We start from the raw sequence: 16,357 nt of genomic DNA on the forward strand, positions 1-16,357 counted from the left end.
GGTTTTATCTCTTATCTTTTGTTTTCAGTTTGTTGTGTGTCTTTCACTTTGTCAATCAAGGTACAAAGATGGAACCACGGCAATTGTCCAACAGCCTGTTGGACAATTTCAAAATCAGTCCAAGCTTCAGCAAAAGCCCGCATATACATAAGGTTGGCGCGGGAAAACCCCTTCATTTCAGGAAACGCCTCGCGCAAATCCCGCCCCAAGCGATCAATCACTTTACTACCCCAGCCTTGCGCAGCCTGCCGCTGCAAAATATCCCGCCCGATATGCCAGTAAAGCGATACCAGCTCGGCATTTACCGCCAAAATCGCTTTGTGCCGTGCGGTCAGCACCCGATTTTTAATGTCTGCCAACCATTGCACATAATCGGCGGGCATCATCGCCATTTCCTTACCCATCACTATCCTCCCCATCAAACAATCCGCCCTGATTTTCGACCGCACTTTTGCGTTTCACGGGTTTGGTTGTGGCGGCGGGTTGGTTTTCAGACGACCTTGGTTCAGGCTCTTCTTCTGCCATCGGAAGATTGGCGACGTTCAAGCTGTAATCATCGTGTCCCCATTCGCAGCGTTTCAAAATCATTTTGGGGATTTTTTTTAAGGAAAGATTCGGGAAACGCTCTGCCGTCTGATCTGCCGTAATCCCACGCCAAGCGGAGCAGCAGATCAGCAGGCTGCGACCTGCTCCAACCTCGTCTGAAAGCACTTGCAACTGTTCAACAGATAGGCTTTGGGTGGTAACGTAGATAAAATCGTTTTCGCTGGAATAACCATGTTGCCACCAAAGGTTTTCAGACGGCATATAAGTAAAGCCTTCCAGCTTCGCCAAGGCTTCCGCCAGCATTTCAGGGTTGTAGTCAGGATTGATGATTTGATTGCCCCATTTGTCGTTGACAATCAATGTCGGCGCAAGGCGGAAATAGCGGAATCCGCCGCCGCCTTGCCAGTTCACCGCTTTGGAAATTCCGCCTTGGTCTTCGCCGTCAATGACTTTTTGCAAACGTGGGATAATGTGGGTATGGCAATGCTCGCCCAGCTCGACCATGATCCAGCGCCGCCCCATTTTATGGGCAACTGCGCCAGTAGTGCCTGAGCCTGCGAAAGAATCTAGGACGAGGTCGCCTCTATTTGTTGCCAGATGAATAATCCGTTCCAGTAATTTTTCAGGTTTAGGAGTTGAAAATGGATCCACTAGATTAAATTTTTTTACTTCTTGTCTGGCATTTCTATTTTCACCAACCTCTTCGTATAACCAAACGGATTTAGGAACAATTTTAGACTCTTCAACTTCTGTTAAAAATCTTTTTATGCAAGGTTTATTGTTACCATTTTTCCCAAATGTAATTCGGTTATCTCTGCATAATTCATCAAATTTTTCTTTGGAATAAACCCATGCTCTACCGTCAGCAGGTTTAACCACTCTACCTGATGGCGTTGTAATTTCATAAAGTGCATTTTCACTAATCGTTTTTACAGTCATATCACCAGCAAACCACGGTCCTCTACCATAAAAGTTCCCTTTTTCATCTACACCATCAAATTCATCTGAATTTTTATAAATCGCATTTTGAGCTTCTGATCTTTCAAGTTTTACAGGTCGCCAAAGATCCTTATTTTTAGCAAAAACAATAATATGATCATGATTATCTGAAATCCATTTTGCATCATTTGATGGAGATGATTTTTTCTGCCAAATAACATTGGCTACAAAATTCCCCCGCCCAAAAATTTCATCACACAACACCTTCAAATAATGCGCTTCGTTATCGTCGATGGTAATCCACAGTGAGCCGTCGTCTGAAAGCAGGCGTTTGATAATCTCCAGGCGGTCACGCATCAGCCCCAGCCAAATAGAATGCTCCAGCCCGTCGTCATAATGGGCAAAGGCACTGCCTGTGTTGTACGGTGGATCGATAAACACACATTTAACTTTGCCCGTAAATTCCTGCTCTAAGGCCTTAAGTGCAAGCAGGTTGTCGCCGAAAATCAATCGATTGTCAAATGCAGCCGATTTCGACTGCTCTTTGGCATGATAGGATTTTTCAGGGTCTTCGAGCAAAATCCGAGCTTCTAACTTCGGACGTTTATGTTTGCCTATCCAGGTGAGTTCTAGTTTTTGTTTGGTCATTTTATATTTCACTTAATTAATTGAGTCTAAATCTTCAAGTATCCGTTTATAACGCTGGTAGAATGCGATTCTACCGCCTTCCATAATGTTACAGATCCGTTCACGTACAGCTCGTTCTTGTAACCCGCCAGCATCATTTTGTTGAATTTGCCCACCAGTAAATACCATTGGCAATACCAATTCAGCATCTCCATTAACAACAATATTTGGGTTATGAGTCACAATGATTATTTGGCGGCGAAACTTATTACTACGAATTTGATCAACAACCAATTCCGAAATTAATGCATTATCAAGGTCATCCTCAGGTTGATCTAGTAATAATGGCTCCTGACCATGTGATAACACAAAAGACAAAATTGAAGATGTTTTCTGTCCTGCAGAAGCACGCTCCAGTGATTGGAATGCATCACGCTCACTGCGCCTAAATTCTACTTTTACCAAATCGTGTGGAAACCATTCTAGCAACGCATTCTCATCATCATGACTAAGTTTGCCTATTGCGGTGATAAACTTGCCATGCATGACTTGCCCTAGGATATTATTGCTACGTTCCAAAAGACCCAATTTTAAGTTTGTAACTCTTTTATGTACGGGATCATGAATATCATCACTTACCAATCGGCTAAGCAATCCTGTTTTATGTCCATTAACATCATCAACTACAAGAATATTGTCTGAGAATGTAGTCCCCTGTAATCTTAGAATTGAGCGAAATTCATCATTAGATTGTTCTATATCTGCCTGCCCATAAATTGTGATTTTCAAATTTGGGTTAGAAGCAAGAACATTATTCACAAAATCTTGACGCAATTTTGTCAATTTTCTGCGGTGCATATCTAGTTGAGCATACGCCTTAACAATCTGTTTATGAAGATTAATTCGTTCCTCTTGTCGCTCACTTATTCTATTTATATCAGCTTCCAATTCTTGCTTTCTTCTTAAGGCTCTTTCAGCCTCTTGTGCGGTACCCACACCTACTTCTTTTAATCGTTCTACTTCATTTTGATAATTAGAAATCGCTAAACTTGTTTTCTGAAGATATTCAGTAACAGGTTGACTTTGCTTAAATATATCAACTTGATGCTGCATCTCCTCTGCAATCTGAATTATATTTTGATATTTTATATTTAACTCATTTACAACTAATTCAGCTTGTCGTTGAACCTCTGAAGAGTCAGGATCTCGCAAGGAAATATCCCCCAACCTAATCTGTTCATAAATATTTTGTTGCAATACTGAATGAAGCCTAATAATAGGAAAGAAAAGCTTCTCAACAAAATTATTAACTATACTCTGCGCTTCCTGATTTTCTTGATATTGTTTAACCTGCTCAGCTATATTGGATTGTTGATACGCAAGTGTCTTGCGAGATATTTCTCGATATTCTGTTTCCAGCTCTGCTTTTTTTCAATAAACGACGCCAATGTACGCTCTCTAAGACGCAGATCTCTTAAATTTCGACATAATCTTTCATATTCTTCTTTCCAAGAAGAAAACCCAACCTCAGGTGCTCTGTCAATATAATTAAGCAAAGCACTAGGGCGTTCTGCCAATTCAAAAATCTGTTTTTGGCTAAAAATTTTAACAGGGAAAATTTTTGCTGCTTGTTCAACACTCAATCCGGTATCTTGCCACATATCACCTTCTAGCCGTTGTGCTTGAAATTCACTAGGCGTCCATGTGAAGGAATATGTTTCCTTAGTACCTGCCAATGGGTCGTACTTTTCTACAGTGGCTTTCAATACTGTATCTTGCCGCACCATGCCAAAATTGCCTCTTACTCCCCCTGATGCTCTGAATCTATTAAATGCACGAACGACATCACTCTCATCTGAAGTGCCAAGTTCCTGAATGTCTACTTCGCGTGCAACAGCCAATCGAAGCGCTTCTAATAATGTTGATTTACCACTTCCCCTACCTCCAATAATGGCATTAAACCAAGGACTAAAATCAATGCTCAAAGATTGCCGTCTTAAGTGAAGTTGCTGTATCTGCAAAGAAGTAATTCTGCACAAAGGTGCTTTAGGTTCTTCTCCTGCCTGTAACAAAGAACTTTCCGGATCTAATAAAGCAAGCTTTAATCCTTCAATACTGGGCTGCGCCATTTTCAACCAAGCCCATCGTGTACCTGCATTACTTGTTTTATGAGCATCTGAGCCATTAACAAGCGCTTTTCCTTTGAGTTTATCTTGAAAATGTACGACTGCCTGAGAGGCCATATTATGAATCTCAATAGCATCTGATTTATCTAAAACCTGTTCAATTGAACGAACTGATCTAGGTGTAAATCCTCCTGCCGTGGTTGTTGCATTAAATAACCCATTTATTTCTTCTGCATGAGCTAAAACAACAATACCTCCATGATTATGAATATGGTCGCAAATAGCAGACGCTCCCATATTGCACATACCATGGGCATTATTCGTATCGTCATTGTATTGACTCAATGCCAATATCCCGTGAATCCTAGATTCTGATTCTGCTGGATCAAAAATTGCAAGAATATGAATCCCATCTGAACTTGTTAATTCAACCCCTGGGAATAAATACAAATCACGATAGTCTGGATGCCGAGGTTGCTCGTTCTTCATGCTATTTAATTCATTTTTTAGACTATCAATCCAATTAGCACAGTTATGATCAGTAATAGCAACACAATCCATACCTGAACGCATGTAGGCAAGCAACCAATTACGTGGCGTTAAACTACATTCTCTGTAATCACTTGATGCTGGCGTATGATTATGGAAGTCAAATTTCCACCAATTAGATCCCGGATACTTCATTACTTCATCTCCCATTCAATAAAAAATAACTCTTCCTCTTCAACCTTCTGTTTCAGACGTTCTTCCAAATCCTCAATCAGCTGGTTACGCTGCGCTTCGATTTCATCTTGTTTATCAAAAAGTTCTCGGCGTTGGCGGCTGCGCTTATTTTCTAATTCGCGCTGCTTTTTCTGCCAGCTTAGTTTTTCTTCCAACGTAGCGGAAGTGGCGGCGGTGCGGCGGACTTCTTTGATTTCACGATCGGTTTCTTTAATGTCTTGTTCCAAACCTTGTTTTAAATCATCCGCCCAATCGTCCAGTTTCTGCACTTCCTCCTCAAAATAACCCAAATTACGTTCGGTGGCTTGGTTTAATAGCGTTTGGCGGCGTTCAGTCATATTGTCGGATAAGGTCGTCTGAAATCCCATTTTTATTGTGGTTTCGGCAATACGTGCAGGCAGGCGCAGAAGTTTTTCTGGATCGTCAGCTTGTAGGACTTCACCGTTTTCAGTTATGGCGGCAATCAGTATATGTTGTTCCATATCATCCAGTGCGCTGATGCTGATGAGTTTGGCAATAAGTTGTCCGCTTCGTCCACGATAGGGTTCGAGTGTACTGATCCTGCCGTTATGCTCTTGATAATCAAAAATTAGACGAGCTGGTAGACAATCGCGTTTTTTGGCGCGATCGATGATAGCCTGTGCCAAGGGATGGGTGATGCGATAGAGATAGGCTTCGCCACTTTTTCTCGGCAGTTCATATCGCCCTGTTGGAATGCCAAGGTCGTCTGAAAGATTTTCAGGTAGCTTATTGAGTATAAAACCACCGTCATAGAAGTCTGAGCTATCACCAAGTTCGCTTCGGGTTAACTCCATTAAGATTTTTTCGTATTTGTTGAGTGCTACTTGGCTTTCTTCAGCACGAACACGCAGTCTTTCGCGGACTTCTTCATCAAAATTTTCCAGCAGGGTTTGACGGGCTTTCATCATGTTCTGGTTAATTTCGTCCGATAGTTCACTTTGCAGGCTATCAAAGGCAGTTTTGATGTCTTCGGACTGGCGGCATTGGCGGTAGATTTCAGCAATGCGTCGTTCGATATCTACGCCGCTACCGATTGCTCCCAATACTTCGTCGCTGGCACCAAATACACCATCAAAAAGCTTAAATTTTTGCTCAAGCAATTCGTAAACACGTTGGTCGGCTTCATTGGTTTCATCAACAAAGTTCACCACAACGACATCATGTTTTTGCCCATATCGGTGACAGCGTCCAATGCGCTGTTCGACACGTTGTGGATTCCAAGGCAGATCATAATTGATAATGAGTGAGCAAAATTGTAGGTTAATGCCTTCTGCACCTGCTTCAGTGGCAATCATGATGGTACCGCGCTCTTTGAAATGCTCTACTAAAGCGGCACGGGTATCGGCAGTTTTGGAACCGGTGATTTTATCGCTGCCTTCATGCCGTTTGAGCCAGTCTTTATAGATTTTTTGTGCTTGAGGATCACTGTTTGTACCATTGAATAACACGATACCGTCACCATTCTCGCCTGCGTAGTCGGTTTGGGCAAGACATTCTAAGAGATAGGCTTGGGTGCGTTTGGATTCGGTAAAAATAATGGCTTTTTGCGCCGCACCAAGTTCTTTCAATTTGCCAAAGGCTGTGGAAAGCGCGGTCAATAATGCACGGCTTTTTGCGTCTTCTCGAATGTTTTCGGCAAGTTGTTTAAAATGTTTGAGCTCTTCAATTTCATCAGCAATCGCTTGATATTCATCAGCAGTCAGAATGTTCGATTCGTTTTCCTCTTCCCATTCTTCTGCAGTTTCATCTAAGCTTTCATAATCTTCGTCCAGAGTTTCGACCAGGTCTTGCGTGGTTGACTCTGCCAATACGCCTTGTAGGCGCTTGGTCATAGTATCCAGTGCACCTGCAATAGCGCGGCTACTAGAGGCTAAAAGTTTCCACAACACTAGGGAAATAAGCTGTCGTTGTCCTTCTGGCATTGCTTGCAGATTTGGACGACGAAGGTATTCGGCAACCAAATGAGAAAATTCTCGTTCTTGGTCGGATGGAGTAAATTTTTGCAGGATGGCAAGGCGATGAGTATAGGGAACATAAGCCTGTACTTGACGACGTAAGGTACGTCGGCAAACAGGGCTGAGTCGCTGGCGCAGATGAGATAAGGTCTGTTCTGTGGCCTTTGCACCGAATTGAGCACGAAAACTATCTAAGTCGCCAAAAACACGGTCATCTATCATGCTGACCAAGCCGTAAAGTTCAAGCAAAGAATTTTGCAAAGGAGTAGCAGTTAATAGGACTTTGCTGGATACGTTTTCCAAAGCTTCTTTTAAAGTTTTACCGATAACATTGTTTTTCTTATAAACATTGCGTAGACGATGAGCTTCATCTAATACAACCAAATCCCATCCAATTTGTTTAATATCATCCGCTTTAGATTTAGCAAATTGATAGGAGCAGATAACGGGATTTTCTTGACGAAAAGGGTTTTTGCCTGTTTTTTTTATGGCATTGTAACTTTTAGCCTCCAAAATCATGCCCTGTAAGCCAAATTTTTCCTGTAACTCTTGATGCCATTGTTTGCGTAAGTTGGCCGGGGTGATAATCAGAATTTTACGTTTGCGTTCTGCCCAATGCTGCAATATTACCAAGCCCGCTTCGATGGTTTTTCCTAAACCTACCTCATCTGCCAAAATCACACCTTTCGACAAGGGATTTTTGCAGGCAAACAAGGCTGCATCAACTTGATGCGGGTTTAAATCGACTTGGGCATCAACCAATGTTGTTGCTAACGAGTCCATACTTCCGCCCTCGGCTTGACGAGTTAAAAGCCAGGAGTAGTATCGAGCTTGATGTGGTGTCAGTTGAGATTGGGACATGGTCTTAATTTTCTCCAAATTACTTTTTAGGCCATACGAAGGATATGCCTTTTAAAGGTAAAAATCAAATTAATATTCTATAAATTATAAGTTCAATTAAAACACCAAACTCTCCCCCTTCAAAAACGCCGTATCCTCCCAAGAAAGCCCTGCCACATCATCATACAAACCCAGCCCGATCAGCGTATAAAACTGTTTGCCGAAATTTTTCTCGTTAATTGGTTCGATGCGCCCTGCTTTATACAAGGCAGTGAGGGCTTTTTCGGGGATTTGGACGGTGTAGGGTTGCAGTTTGCGTAAGAGTCCGCCAATGTGGTCGGCGTGGTGCAGGCTGCTAATGAGGCTTTCAGCCTCAGCATCAAACGGAATAATCAGCGGCTGCATGTGGCTTTCGATCATGCGGAATTTGTCGGCGATGGTTTGGAATGGGAAATCGAGGCTTTGCCCTGTATCGTTGTGCATTTTCAGGATTTTTTTATTGTCCAGTTCACTGCCTTTTAATTGATAAAGCTCGGCGAAGTAGGCGGCGACGGCTTGGGTGGATAAGAGGTCGTCTGAAAAACTGTCGGCGGTCAGGCGCATAACGGCGGCTTGGGCGGCAAGTTCGGGCGGGGCTTGCCATTTATCTTCGGGCGCGAATATCCAGACAAAGCTGTTTTCAGACGGCCTTTTGCCTTCGCGGTTGCAGCGTCCTGCGGCTTGGGCAACGCTGTCTAAGCCTGCTTCGGCGCGCATTACCAGAGGGAAATCCACATCAACGCCGGCTTCGATTAAGGAGGTGGCGATGACGCGGCAGGGTTCGCCGTTTTTCAGACGGCCTCGAATTTCGTCCAGTTTTTGGCTGCGGTGTTTGGCGCACATTAAGGTGGTCAAGTGGAACGTGCCGTCAAGGTGTTTGGCTTGGTCATACAGGCTGCGGGCGTGGCGGCGGTTATTGACGATGACGAGCATTTGCGGGTGTTCGGCAAATTTGGCAAGCAGGTCGGCGTCGGTTTGTGTGCCGATGTGTTGCACGGTGGTGCGGCGCAGTTTGTCGAAAAGTGCGGTCGGTTTTGGAGCTATTTCGCGCACGTTTTCAAAGCCGCGATAGAAGCCGTTTTCGGCTTGCACGGCTGGCTGGGTGGCGGTGCACATGACGACACTGCAGCGGTAGTTTTGCGCCAATTCTTTGATGGCTTGCATGATGGGCAGCAACAAATTGAGCGGCAGCATTTGCGCTTCGTCGAGGATGATGACGGAGCCTGCGATGTTGTGCAGCTTGCGGCAGCGCGAGGAGCGGTCGGCAAAGAGGGATTCGAAGAATTGCACGGCGGTGGTCACGACAATCGGCGCGTCCCAGTTTTCCGAGGCAAGGCGCAATTTGTCTTTGGTGGCCTCATTTTGCAGTTTGCCGTCGTCGAAGGTGCTGTGGTGTTCCAACACGGCTTGTTCGCCTAATTCGCCAAAGGCTTTGCGAAACTCGGCGGCATTTTGTTCGATGATGCTGGTGAACGGGATGACGTAAATCACGCGCCGCATTCCGTGCCGTTTGGCGTGTTCCAGCGCAAATGCCATAGAAGTGAACGTTTTGCCGCCGCCGGTCGGCACGGTGAGCGTGAACAGCCCTTGCGGTTGTACCGCTTGTTCTACGGCATAATCGAGAATTTCGCTGCGCAGGCGGTTTAAGGCGGCATTGCGTTTTTCGGCTTCGGTTTGCTCTGGAGCTTGGGCAATGTGTCGTCTGAAAGCGTTGATGAATTGATTGAAATTGTGTTGTAAGGCGTTTAGATCGGGATAACCGCCGCGCTCGACACCTTTGTTTTCTAGGTTTAAATAAAAGGCTTCGGTGTCGAGATAATCGGCATCCACCAAGCAGGAATAGAGCATTCGGGTGAAGAAGGCGTAGGAGAAAAAAGGATGATGCGCGTCGGCTTTGAGTGGCGGTGCGGACAGGTTTTGAGGGAGCTTGATTTCTTGTTGCCACAGGTTATCGAGAGCGGGAATATCTGCGCCGAATTGCAAAGCCAAACGCTGTTTCAATGTGCGGCGGTTATCACCTTCACCGCTCCCGTTGGCTAGCCCTGCATGATGCCCCGCAATGCAAAACGCCATCAGCTTGCCGATAACACCTCCCCAATGCTCGACTGCAATTTTCGCTCCGGCAGTGGAATGATCCACAAATTTTATCTCTCCTTCTAAACGCTTTTGAAAGAGTAAACTGTATTTCCCCGCGTCATGAAGCTGTCCGGCATGGCGGGCAATTTCCTGCGCATCAAATACCTGGGCAAACTCCGCCGCTATTTTCCCAACATTGACTAAATGACTTTGCAAGATTTGCCAATGTTCATAAGGCAAGAGATTGCCGAGTTCGTCTTGCGCGGAATGGGCGTAGTAGGTTGTCATCTAAATCCCCTTGGGTATTTTCACAGCTGGGCTATTTCTGTTTTCTGCTACTTGTCTTTGCAAAGACAGGCTGCGGTTGTCCGTCTGCTTTAAGATTATGGGCACTCTAGTCAGAATTCATTGTTTGCCAAATCAATAAAATAAAAATGATTCTATATCATCATGAAAATGCCTTCAATAAATAAATAGATATAAAACAATACACTTATCGATTGCCATAAAACTGCTTTTCAGCCATTTTCCCTTCGGGCAATATGCCTCAGACACAATATCGAAAATGAAATTACCGCACAATCAATCAGGCGGATTGTTTGTGTGGCAGCATGACCTAACGGTACGGGAGCAATGATTTGCCAGATGGAAAAACCAAGGAGCGACAGTATGGTACAGAGAATCCAAAAACGGTATTTTTGTCCAATGGTTTGACGAGAGCGGTATGGCCGGCGGCGGACGGTGTGGAATATAAAGTACAGGCAGGCGGTTACGCCTATTACACCGCCGCCGTATTGCAGCCATTTAAAGATTGGCAGAAACAATACGGTTTGTTGCAGCACGGGGAAATGCTGTACAAACCAGCCGGTGGGGTGGGTAAACGCATCAAGGAATAGGTGGGTGCCCATGCCGAATAAGGCACTCGGTATGAAGGCCAAGGCCACCGCTTTGATTTTATGAAAATCTACATTTTCAGACGGCCTATAAGGGGCGGCATTCAGGCAATTTGGTAAAAAATCAGACAAAGTGTCCCGCCACAGGGCAAGATAAAGCCAATAAACCGCGAAGCACAACGGCAGGTTCGGCCACAGCAATCGGCCAAACCATGTCCGCCGGATACGGCACGTCCATGCAGAAAATAGACGAAATCAGGAGAAAGGCTTCCGATGACCAATGCAGGGAAATAGCAATAGCGGCAGCGTGAAAACGGCAAAATGGCAATCGGGTGGGCAAGGGTAAACGGCATATTTTGAAATCCGATGATGATGCGAAACCGCGATTTTAACGCAGCGGGCAAGAGGAAAGACATTAGATTTTATGGCGGACAAACCTGTTAGGGGTGCTGTGTGCCGATGCCGTCGATCTTATACGGCACGTTCTAACTGAAATAGCATTCTCCTTAATGATGTACATCGGTTCTATTGTTAAAAAGCAGCCTGCACACCCCAAAATACAAAATACGCGCCAAACTTACGCCCAATACTGTGCCAACTGCAACGACCATATCGGCTTTTATCTTAGCTAAAACATATCAGTAAATGCGTAGCAACTGTATTTTTCACCCCGTCGGGCAAAAATACCAAAACTCAAATCAAGCCGTTTGGATACCATTTTCTGCAAAGTAATCACGCATCCGGGCATTCAATATCGTCAGCAGTTTGCGCATACATGCCGTAACGGCAACCTTATACGGCTTACCCTTGGACAGCAGGCGTTGGTAGAAATCCCGAATAAACGGTTCGAACCGCATCGCCACTACGGTGGCCATATACAGCGCCTTACGCACCGCAGACCTTCCGCCGAAGCAGCGGCTTTTGAATTTGGTTTCCCTGCTCTCCCTCGGGTGTGGGGCAATACCGACCAGACTCGCTATCCGTTTGTGGCTCAGCCGTCCCAATTCGGGCAGCATTGCCATCAGCGTTGCCGTCGTTATCGAACCGATGCCTTTGATTTGCTCCGCCACTTGGGCTTTGCCATCAAAATGCGTGTGGGTGTGTCGTCGATTTGTTTGTCTAATTCGTCAATCAGCCGGTCAAAATGGGCAATCAGTTGTTTGACGCTTTCGACTTGCGTTTCATGAACCTGATACAGACGGTTTTTCTCGGCAGTCCGCATATCCACCAGTTGGTTGCGGCGGTTAACCAATGCTTCCAACACTTCTTCCGCTTCGGTGGGCGGGTGGCAGAGCATGGTTTGCCAACCTTCTTTCTGCGTCATCATCTGTGCGAAGAAGGCGAGCATTTTTGCATCTTTGGCGTCGGTTTTGGTCAGCGACTGCGATTGGGCAAACTGATGCGTCTGACGCGGGTTGGCGATGATGACGGCTATGCCTGCGCGGTGGATGGCTTTGGCGGCGGGGACTTCGAGACCGCCGGTGCTTTCCATGACGACGAGAGCGACCTTGTGTTTTTTAAGGTATTCGACGGTATGGGCGATGCCTTTGGGGTTGTTGGTTTCGGTTTTGGTTTTAGACAAAGACGAAACGGCGATGACGAAGTTTCGTTTGGCGATGTCGATGCCTGCGTAATTGTGTTGGGTACTCATCATAAACCTGCCTTGCATTCGGTTGTGTTGTCCGGCAACTGTCCGGTTGTGTCGATGGGTTGCCCGACCGCTCCCTGAGCTACACAACGGTTGTTTGCCTTAGTCGGATGCGGGCAGCGGCGGGCGGTTTGTTGCTATGATACGGAAGTTCCGATATACAAGGTCGGATACTCGTATCCGACACTTTTCAGACCGTCTGAAAGCCTAAAAAGGCAGCCTGAAAAACTACACGACACGGCAAATCGCAAAAACCGTTTCGCCGTTTGTATAAAATACAGCCTTGCCGCCCATACGGTTTTCAGGCTGCCTGAAACCCGCCCGCGCCGTAGATAGCGGTTTGGAATACTTTGTCGGGCATCAATGTCCAACCCACAAGCCCAAATTAGGAGAAGACCATGGATCAAAAAGTGAAAAATCTGCTGAATGATTGGCAAATTAGTAATCCTGCCTTGTATGAAATTGCCAATAGTGTGCGCACGAAAATATGGCAACTGGTAGATACAGTAGGCGAAGAAGTGAAATATGGCGGTATTTTGTTTGCTGCACCCGAACCGTTTTGCGGCATTTTTGTTTATAAGCAGCATGTAACTGTGGAATTTGGTCATGGTGCCGAGATGGCAGACCCGCACGGTTTATTGGAAGGCAAAGGTAAAGGCCGTCGTCATTTGAAATTACATACGCTTGAAGATATAGAAAATAAGCATTTGGCGGAGTACTTACGGTTGGCACAACAAGCAGCAGAATAAAATGCCGGGCTGAAAAAGCAGCCTGAAAACCGGTTTCCCGTTTTCAGGCTGCCTTTGTTTAATTCTTCAAGCAAGCTTTTCAGGCTGCCTATGTCTATAATGTGATGCCGTCTGAAAACCGCACACCGCATCTAGAAAAGGAACCCCATGCCCGCCGAAATCCGCATCACCAATGCCCGTCTAAAATCGCTGCTGGTGTCGCTCATCTCGTTCGCCATCGCCGCTGCCGCATCGCCGCTGCTGTTTGTTGGCAGCCTAAAATCTGTCCTAAGCGGAGCTTTTATCGTTTTGTTCTGCTTGGTGTTTGCCGCCCTTTTGCTCTACCACGCCGCCGATAGCCGCACCAAACTGGTGTTAAACGCCGACGGCATCCGCATTGTCCAAGCATTTGTTGAAAAAGAACTCGACGGGGTCGACGCGAAAAGCGGCAACAAAACCAAGCGCGAAAACGTTTTCTATCCGTGGGAACTGATCAACAGAGTGGTTTTTGTGTATCCGTTTCCTGCCACCCTGTACCTGAGCAGCCGCCCTTTACGCGAAATCGAAGCCGAGCTGGAAGAACTGGAAGCCGACCAGCCGCTGCCCGATAACGCCACGCTCGACCAAATGGAAGCACGCGTCACCAAGCATCTGCGCCTGTCGGAAAGCCTGAACCGCCTGCGCGACTTCACCATCCGCCTGCCCGTAATCCCCCTGCGGCACGGCAAACACCTGCCCGATTTAATCTGCACGCTGGCAGCCGAGCCCGACAAAAGCCGCCGCCAAGCCGTGCTCGACGGTTTTTGCCAAACCTTTTCCCCCCAAGCCCTTGGTTTGCACCCCGTCGCGCTGCCCGAGCCGCGCGAATTCCCCGTCCGCCTGCCCGCCCAAGTCAGCATCCGCAGCATCGGCGGCGGCTATCCGCTGGCAAACATTTTGTGCACCCTGATGCTTATCGGCAGCCTTGTTTTTGCCGCCGTAATCGTGCGCAACGCCGCCGATCCTGCCGACATCCGCGGATTTCTGCCGCTGCTGCCCTTTGCCGTCATCACCGCCGCCGCGTGTGGGTGGCAGCTGTCCCGCTACCGCCGTCGTCGCGCCGTGCTTGCCGCCATCAACCGCCCCGAAGCGCAGCCGTGGAAACTCGTCGCCATCCCGATTTACATCGCCGGCACCAATCGCAAACTCAGGCGGACGTATTATTTCTACCCCGCGCCCATCAACGGCAAAATCCGCAAAATCACATTTAGCGACCACAACTTCCAACCCGTACGCCGCCACGGACAATATCTCGCCTTCGCCCCGCAAGGCGGCGGCGCGCCCGTTCCCGTTGATGCCGAGTTGCGCAATATCCGCGGACTGAACGAAAGCGAACGCCGCGAGCTGTTGCGCCAGATTAAAGAACTGGAAGCAGAGTTTTAGACGGCAGCAAAGGCAGCCTGAAAGCCAATCTCCACTTTCAGGCTGCCTTAATGCCGTCTGAAAAGGCAGCCTGAAAACGCCTTCCCCCTTATCATCTCTTGTTTTGATTCAACTGATTTTGCCATGCCGACGATTAACCATTTTGCCTGTCCCCAGCATGTGGAAACGGGCTGCGTGTTGCAGCACAAAAAACTTTCATTCGCGCAATCGCAGTTTGCACAGCCGATGGTTGTGCGCGTGGTGCATGGGCGTAAAACGTTGCGCTACGCGGGCGGCGAATTGACTGCAACGACGGGACAATGGCTGCTGATTGCGGGCGGGCAGTCGTTTGATGTACTGAATGAGCCTGATAAAGCGCAGGGTTACCGCGCGGACTGGCTGATGCTGGGCGATGAATGGGTGGCGCAGTTTTTCGCGCAATATCCCGCGCGGGAAACGGTGGATTTGGCGCGGGTGCTGCATCCTGATGCGGCGTGGAATGAAGCGTTTTTGCGTGTGGTGCAGGGCGTGCAGGCGCGGCTGCCTGAAACGGTTTTGGCGGCGCGGACAATGGAATTGCTGTCTTGGCTGGCGCAGGCGGGGGTGGTGTTCAATCCGCATTCGGTGCAGCGTTTGAGCAAGCAGATCCGCCAACTGGTTGCGCGGGATACCTCTGTCAACTGGCAGATAAGGGATGTGGCGCGGCAGCTGGGCATGAGCGAGGCAACGCTGCGGCGGCGGTTGGCGAACGAAGGCACGTCTTTTCGCGAACTGTCGGGCAGTGTGAAGATGATGCGGGCGCTGACCCTGCTGCAAACGTCGCCGCTGGGCGTGGCGCAGGTGGCGTATGCAGTGGGCTATGAAAGCCCTGCGCGGTTTGCGGCGAAGTTTCGCGCGCATTTTGGCTGCACGCCAAGCGATGTGCGCAAGGCAGCCTGAAAACATTTTTAGAGACGCGTTTTAGCTTCGCTGAAACTCGCTTGGCTCGTTTTCAGGCTGCCTCAAATTCCAAAGGACGCATCTTACTGCGTCCTTTTTGCTGCTTCATCAAACTGCTATCGCGCTTGGCGCACGGTAACTTTGGCTTTGCCCAGCGCGTGTGCGTTGGCGAAAAAGCCCACCAGCGCGGGCGTGGCGTCGGCGGTGATATTGGGCAAGGTTGCCACATCCACGGCGGTAACGGTGATTTCATAGCGGTGATTTTGCCCTTTGGGCGGGCACGCGCCCATAAAGCCTGCTGTGCCGCCATCGGTGCGCGTTTGCAGCGCGCCTTGCGGCAAAGGTTGGTTTTCAGGCAGCGTGGAGACATGGGCAGGAATGTTGGCGACCACCCAATGCATCCAGCCCAAGCCTGTGGGTGCGTCTTTGTCGTACATCGTCAGCACGAAACTTTTTGTGCCTTTGGGCGCATTTTTCCACGAAATAGTGGGCGCGATATTGCCGCCTGTGCAGCCAAAACCATAGGCTTCGCTTAACACATGGCGTTCGGCGAAGTGTCCGTTTTGCAAGCCGCCCACTTGCACAGCAAATTTTCCTTCTGCACCAGCCGTGGCAGAGAGCGCGGTCAAACCAATCAGCGCAGCGATGTAAAACAATGTTTTCATAATGTTTTCCTTATTGGGATAGGGTTGAAAACTCGGCGTAAGTAACAAATTTACTGCCCAAAACCCCCGCAAGCCTTATGCTACAAGACTTTAAGCGGAGTCAAAACCTTTGAACACAAAAAATGCCCTTTTTGCGGCTCAAAACAGGTCAAAAAGAATGGTAAGCATCAAGGTCGCCAACAATACAAATG

General features: G+C 47.6%; 12 protein-coding genes and 1 pseudogene. 3 read left to right on the plus strand and 10 right to left on the minus strand.

Annotated features, from left to right (window positions below; all coding sequences use genetic code 11):
• Positions 1 to 11 precede the first annotated feature (11 nt).
• The 9 genes and pseudogenes from ACLD9W_RS02555 to ACLD9W_RS02595 form a co-directional block, all read right to left on the minus strand.
• Entirely contained in the window at positions 12 to 386 is a 375-nt protein-coding gene (locus ACLD9W_RS02555) for a DUF1016 N-terminal domain-containing protein (RefSeq protein ID WP_410840551.1), read from the minus strand.
• 10 nt (positions 387 to 396) lie between these two features.
• A complete protein-coding gene (locus ACLD9W_RS02560) occupies positions 397 to 2,133 on the minus strand; it encodes a site-specific DNA-methyltransferase (protein ID WP_410840552.1) in 1,737 nt (578 codons plus the stop codon).
• A 12-nt stretch (positions 2,134 to 2,145) separates the two neighbouring features.
• Positions 2,146 to 3,369 (minus strand): hypothetical protein, encoded by a 1,224-nt coding sequence (locus ACLD9W_RS02565; protein WP_410840553.1) that lies wholly within the window; start codon positions 3,367 to 3,369, stop codon positions 2,146 to 2,148.
• A gap of 101 nt (positions 3,370 to 3,470) precedes the next feature.
• Positions 3,471 to 4,937: an AAA family ATPase gene (locus ACLD9W_RS02570; protein ID WP_410840554.1), complete on the minus strand. Its 1,467-nt coding sequence runs from the start codon at positions 4,935 to 4,937 to the stop codon at positions 3,471 to 3,473.
• Complete coding sequence (locus tag ACLD9W_RS02575; RefSeq protein WP_410840555.1) at positions 4,922 to 7,798, minus strand: SNF2-related protein; 2,877 nt, start codon at positions 7,796 to 7,798, stop codon at positions 4,922 to 4,924. Before ACLD9W_RS02575 ends, ACLD9W_RS02570 begins: the two co-directional genes overlap by 16 nt.
• Positions 7,799 to 7,894: 96 nt before the next feature.
• Positions 7,895 to 10,180 (minus strand): CRISPR-associated helicase Cas3', encoded by a 2,286-nt coding sequence (gene cas3 / locus ACLD9W_RS02580; protein ID WP_410840556.1) that lies wholly within the window; start codon positions 10,178 to 10,180, stop codon positions 7,895 to 7,897.
• Positions 10,181 to 10,410: 230 nt separating this feature from the next.
• Positions 10,411 to 10,986 carry a DUF4184 family protein gene (locus tag ACLD9W_RS02585; protein ID WP_410840557.1) on the minus strand — a complete coding sequence of 192 codons (576 nt, stop codon included), beginning with the start codon at positions 10,984 to 10,986 and terminating at the stop codon, positions 10,411 to 10,413.
• Positions 10,890 to 11,201 carry a DUF4184 family protein gene (locus ACLD9W_RS02590; protein WP_410840558.1) on the minus strand — a complete coding sequence of 104 codons (312 nt, stop codon included), beginning with the start codon at positions 11,199 to 11,201 and terminating at the stop codon, positions 10,890 to 10,892. Before ACLD9W_RS02590 ends, ACLD9W_RS02585 begins: the two co-directional genes overlap by 97 nt.
• A 282-nt stretch (positions 11,202 to 11,483) precedes the next feature.
• A pseudogene (locus ACLD9W_RS02595) lies at positions 11,484 to 12,436 on the minus strand (IS110 family transposase).
• A 395-nt stretch (positions 12,437 to 12,831) separates the two neighbouring features.
• Between ACLD9W_RS02595 and ACLD9W_RS02600 the strand changes: the two are divergent.
• The 3 genes from ACLD9W_RS02600 (at position 12,832) to ACLD9W_RS02610 (ending at position 15,501) form a co-directional block, all read left to right on the plus strand.
• Positions 12,832 to 13,182: a DUF1801 domain-containing protein gene (locus ACLD9W_RS02600; protein WP_410840559.1), complete on the plus strand. Its 351-nt coding sequence runs from the start codon at positions 12,832 to 12,834 to the stop codon at positions 13,180 to 13,182.
• Positions 13,183 to 13,329: 147 nt separating this feature from the next.
• Positions 13,330 to 14,583 (plus strand): hypothetical protein, encoded by a 1,254-nt coding sequence (locus ACLD9W_RS02605; protein ID WP_410840560.1) that lies wholly within the window; start codon positions 13,330 to 13,332, stop codon positions 14,581 to 14,583.
• A 123-nt stretch (positions 14,584 to 14,706) separates the two neighbouring features.
• Entirely contained in the window at positions 14,707 to 15,501 is a 795-nt protein-coding gene (locus ACLD9W_RS02610) for a helix-turn-helix transcriptional regulator (RefSeq protein ID WP_410840561.1), read from the plus strand.
• Between the two features lie 116 nt (positions 15,502 to 15,617).
• Here ACLD9W_RS02610 and ACLD9W_RS02615 read toward each other — a convergent pair whose 3' ends face one another.
• A complete protein-coding gene (locus ACLD9W_RS02615) occupies positions 15,618 to 16,166 on the minus strand; it encodes a YbhB/YbcL family Raf kinase inhibitor-like protein (protein ID WP_410840562.1) in 549 nt (182 codons plus the stop codon).
• Positions 16,167 to 16,357 lie beyond the last annotated feature (191 nt).

Source organism: Neisseria sp. WLZKY-1 (genome assembly GCF_046546535.1).
Lineage (GTDB): Bacteria > Pseudomonadota > Gammaproteobacteria > Burkholderiales > Neisseriaceae > Neisseria.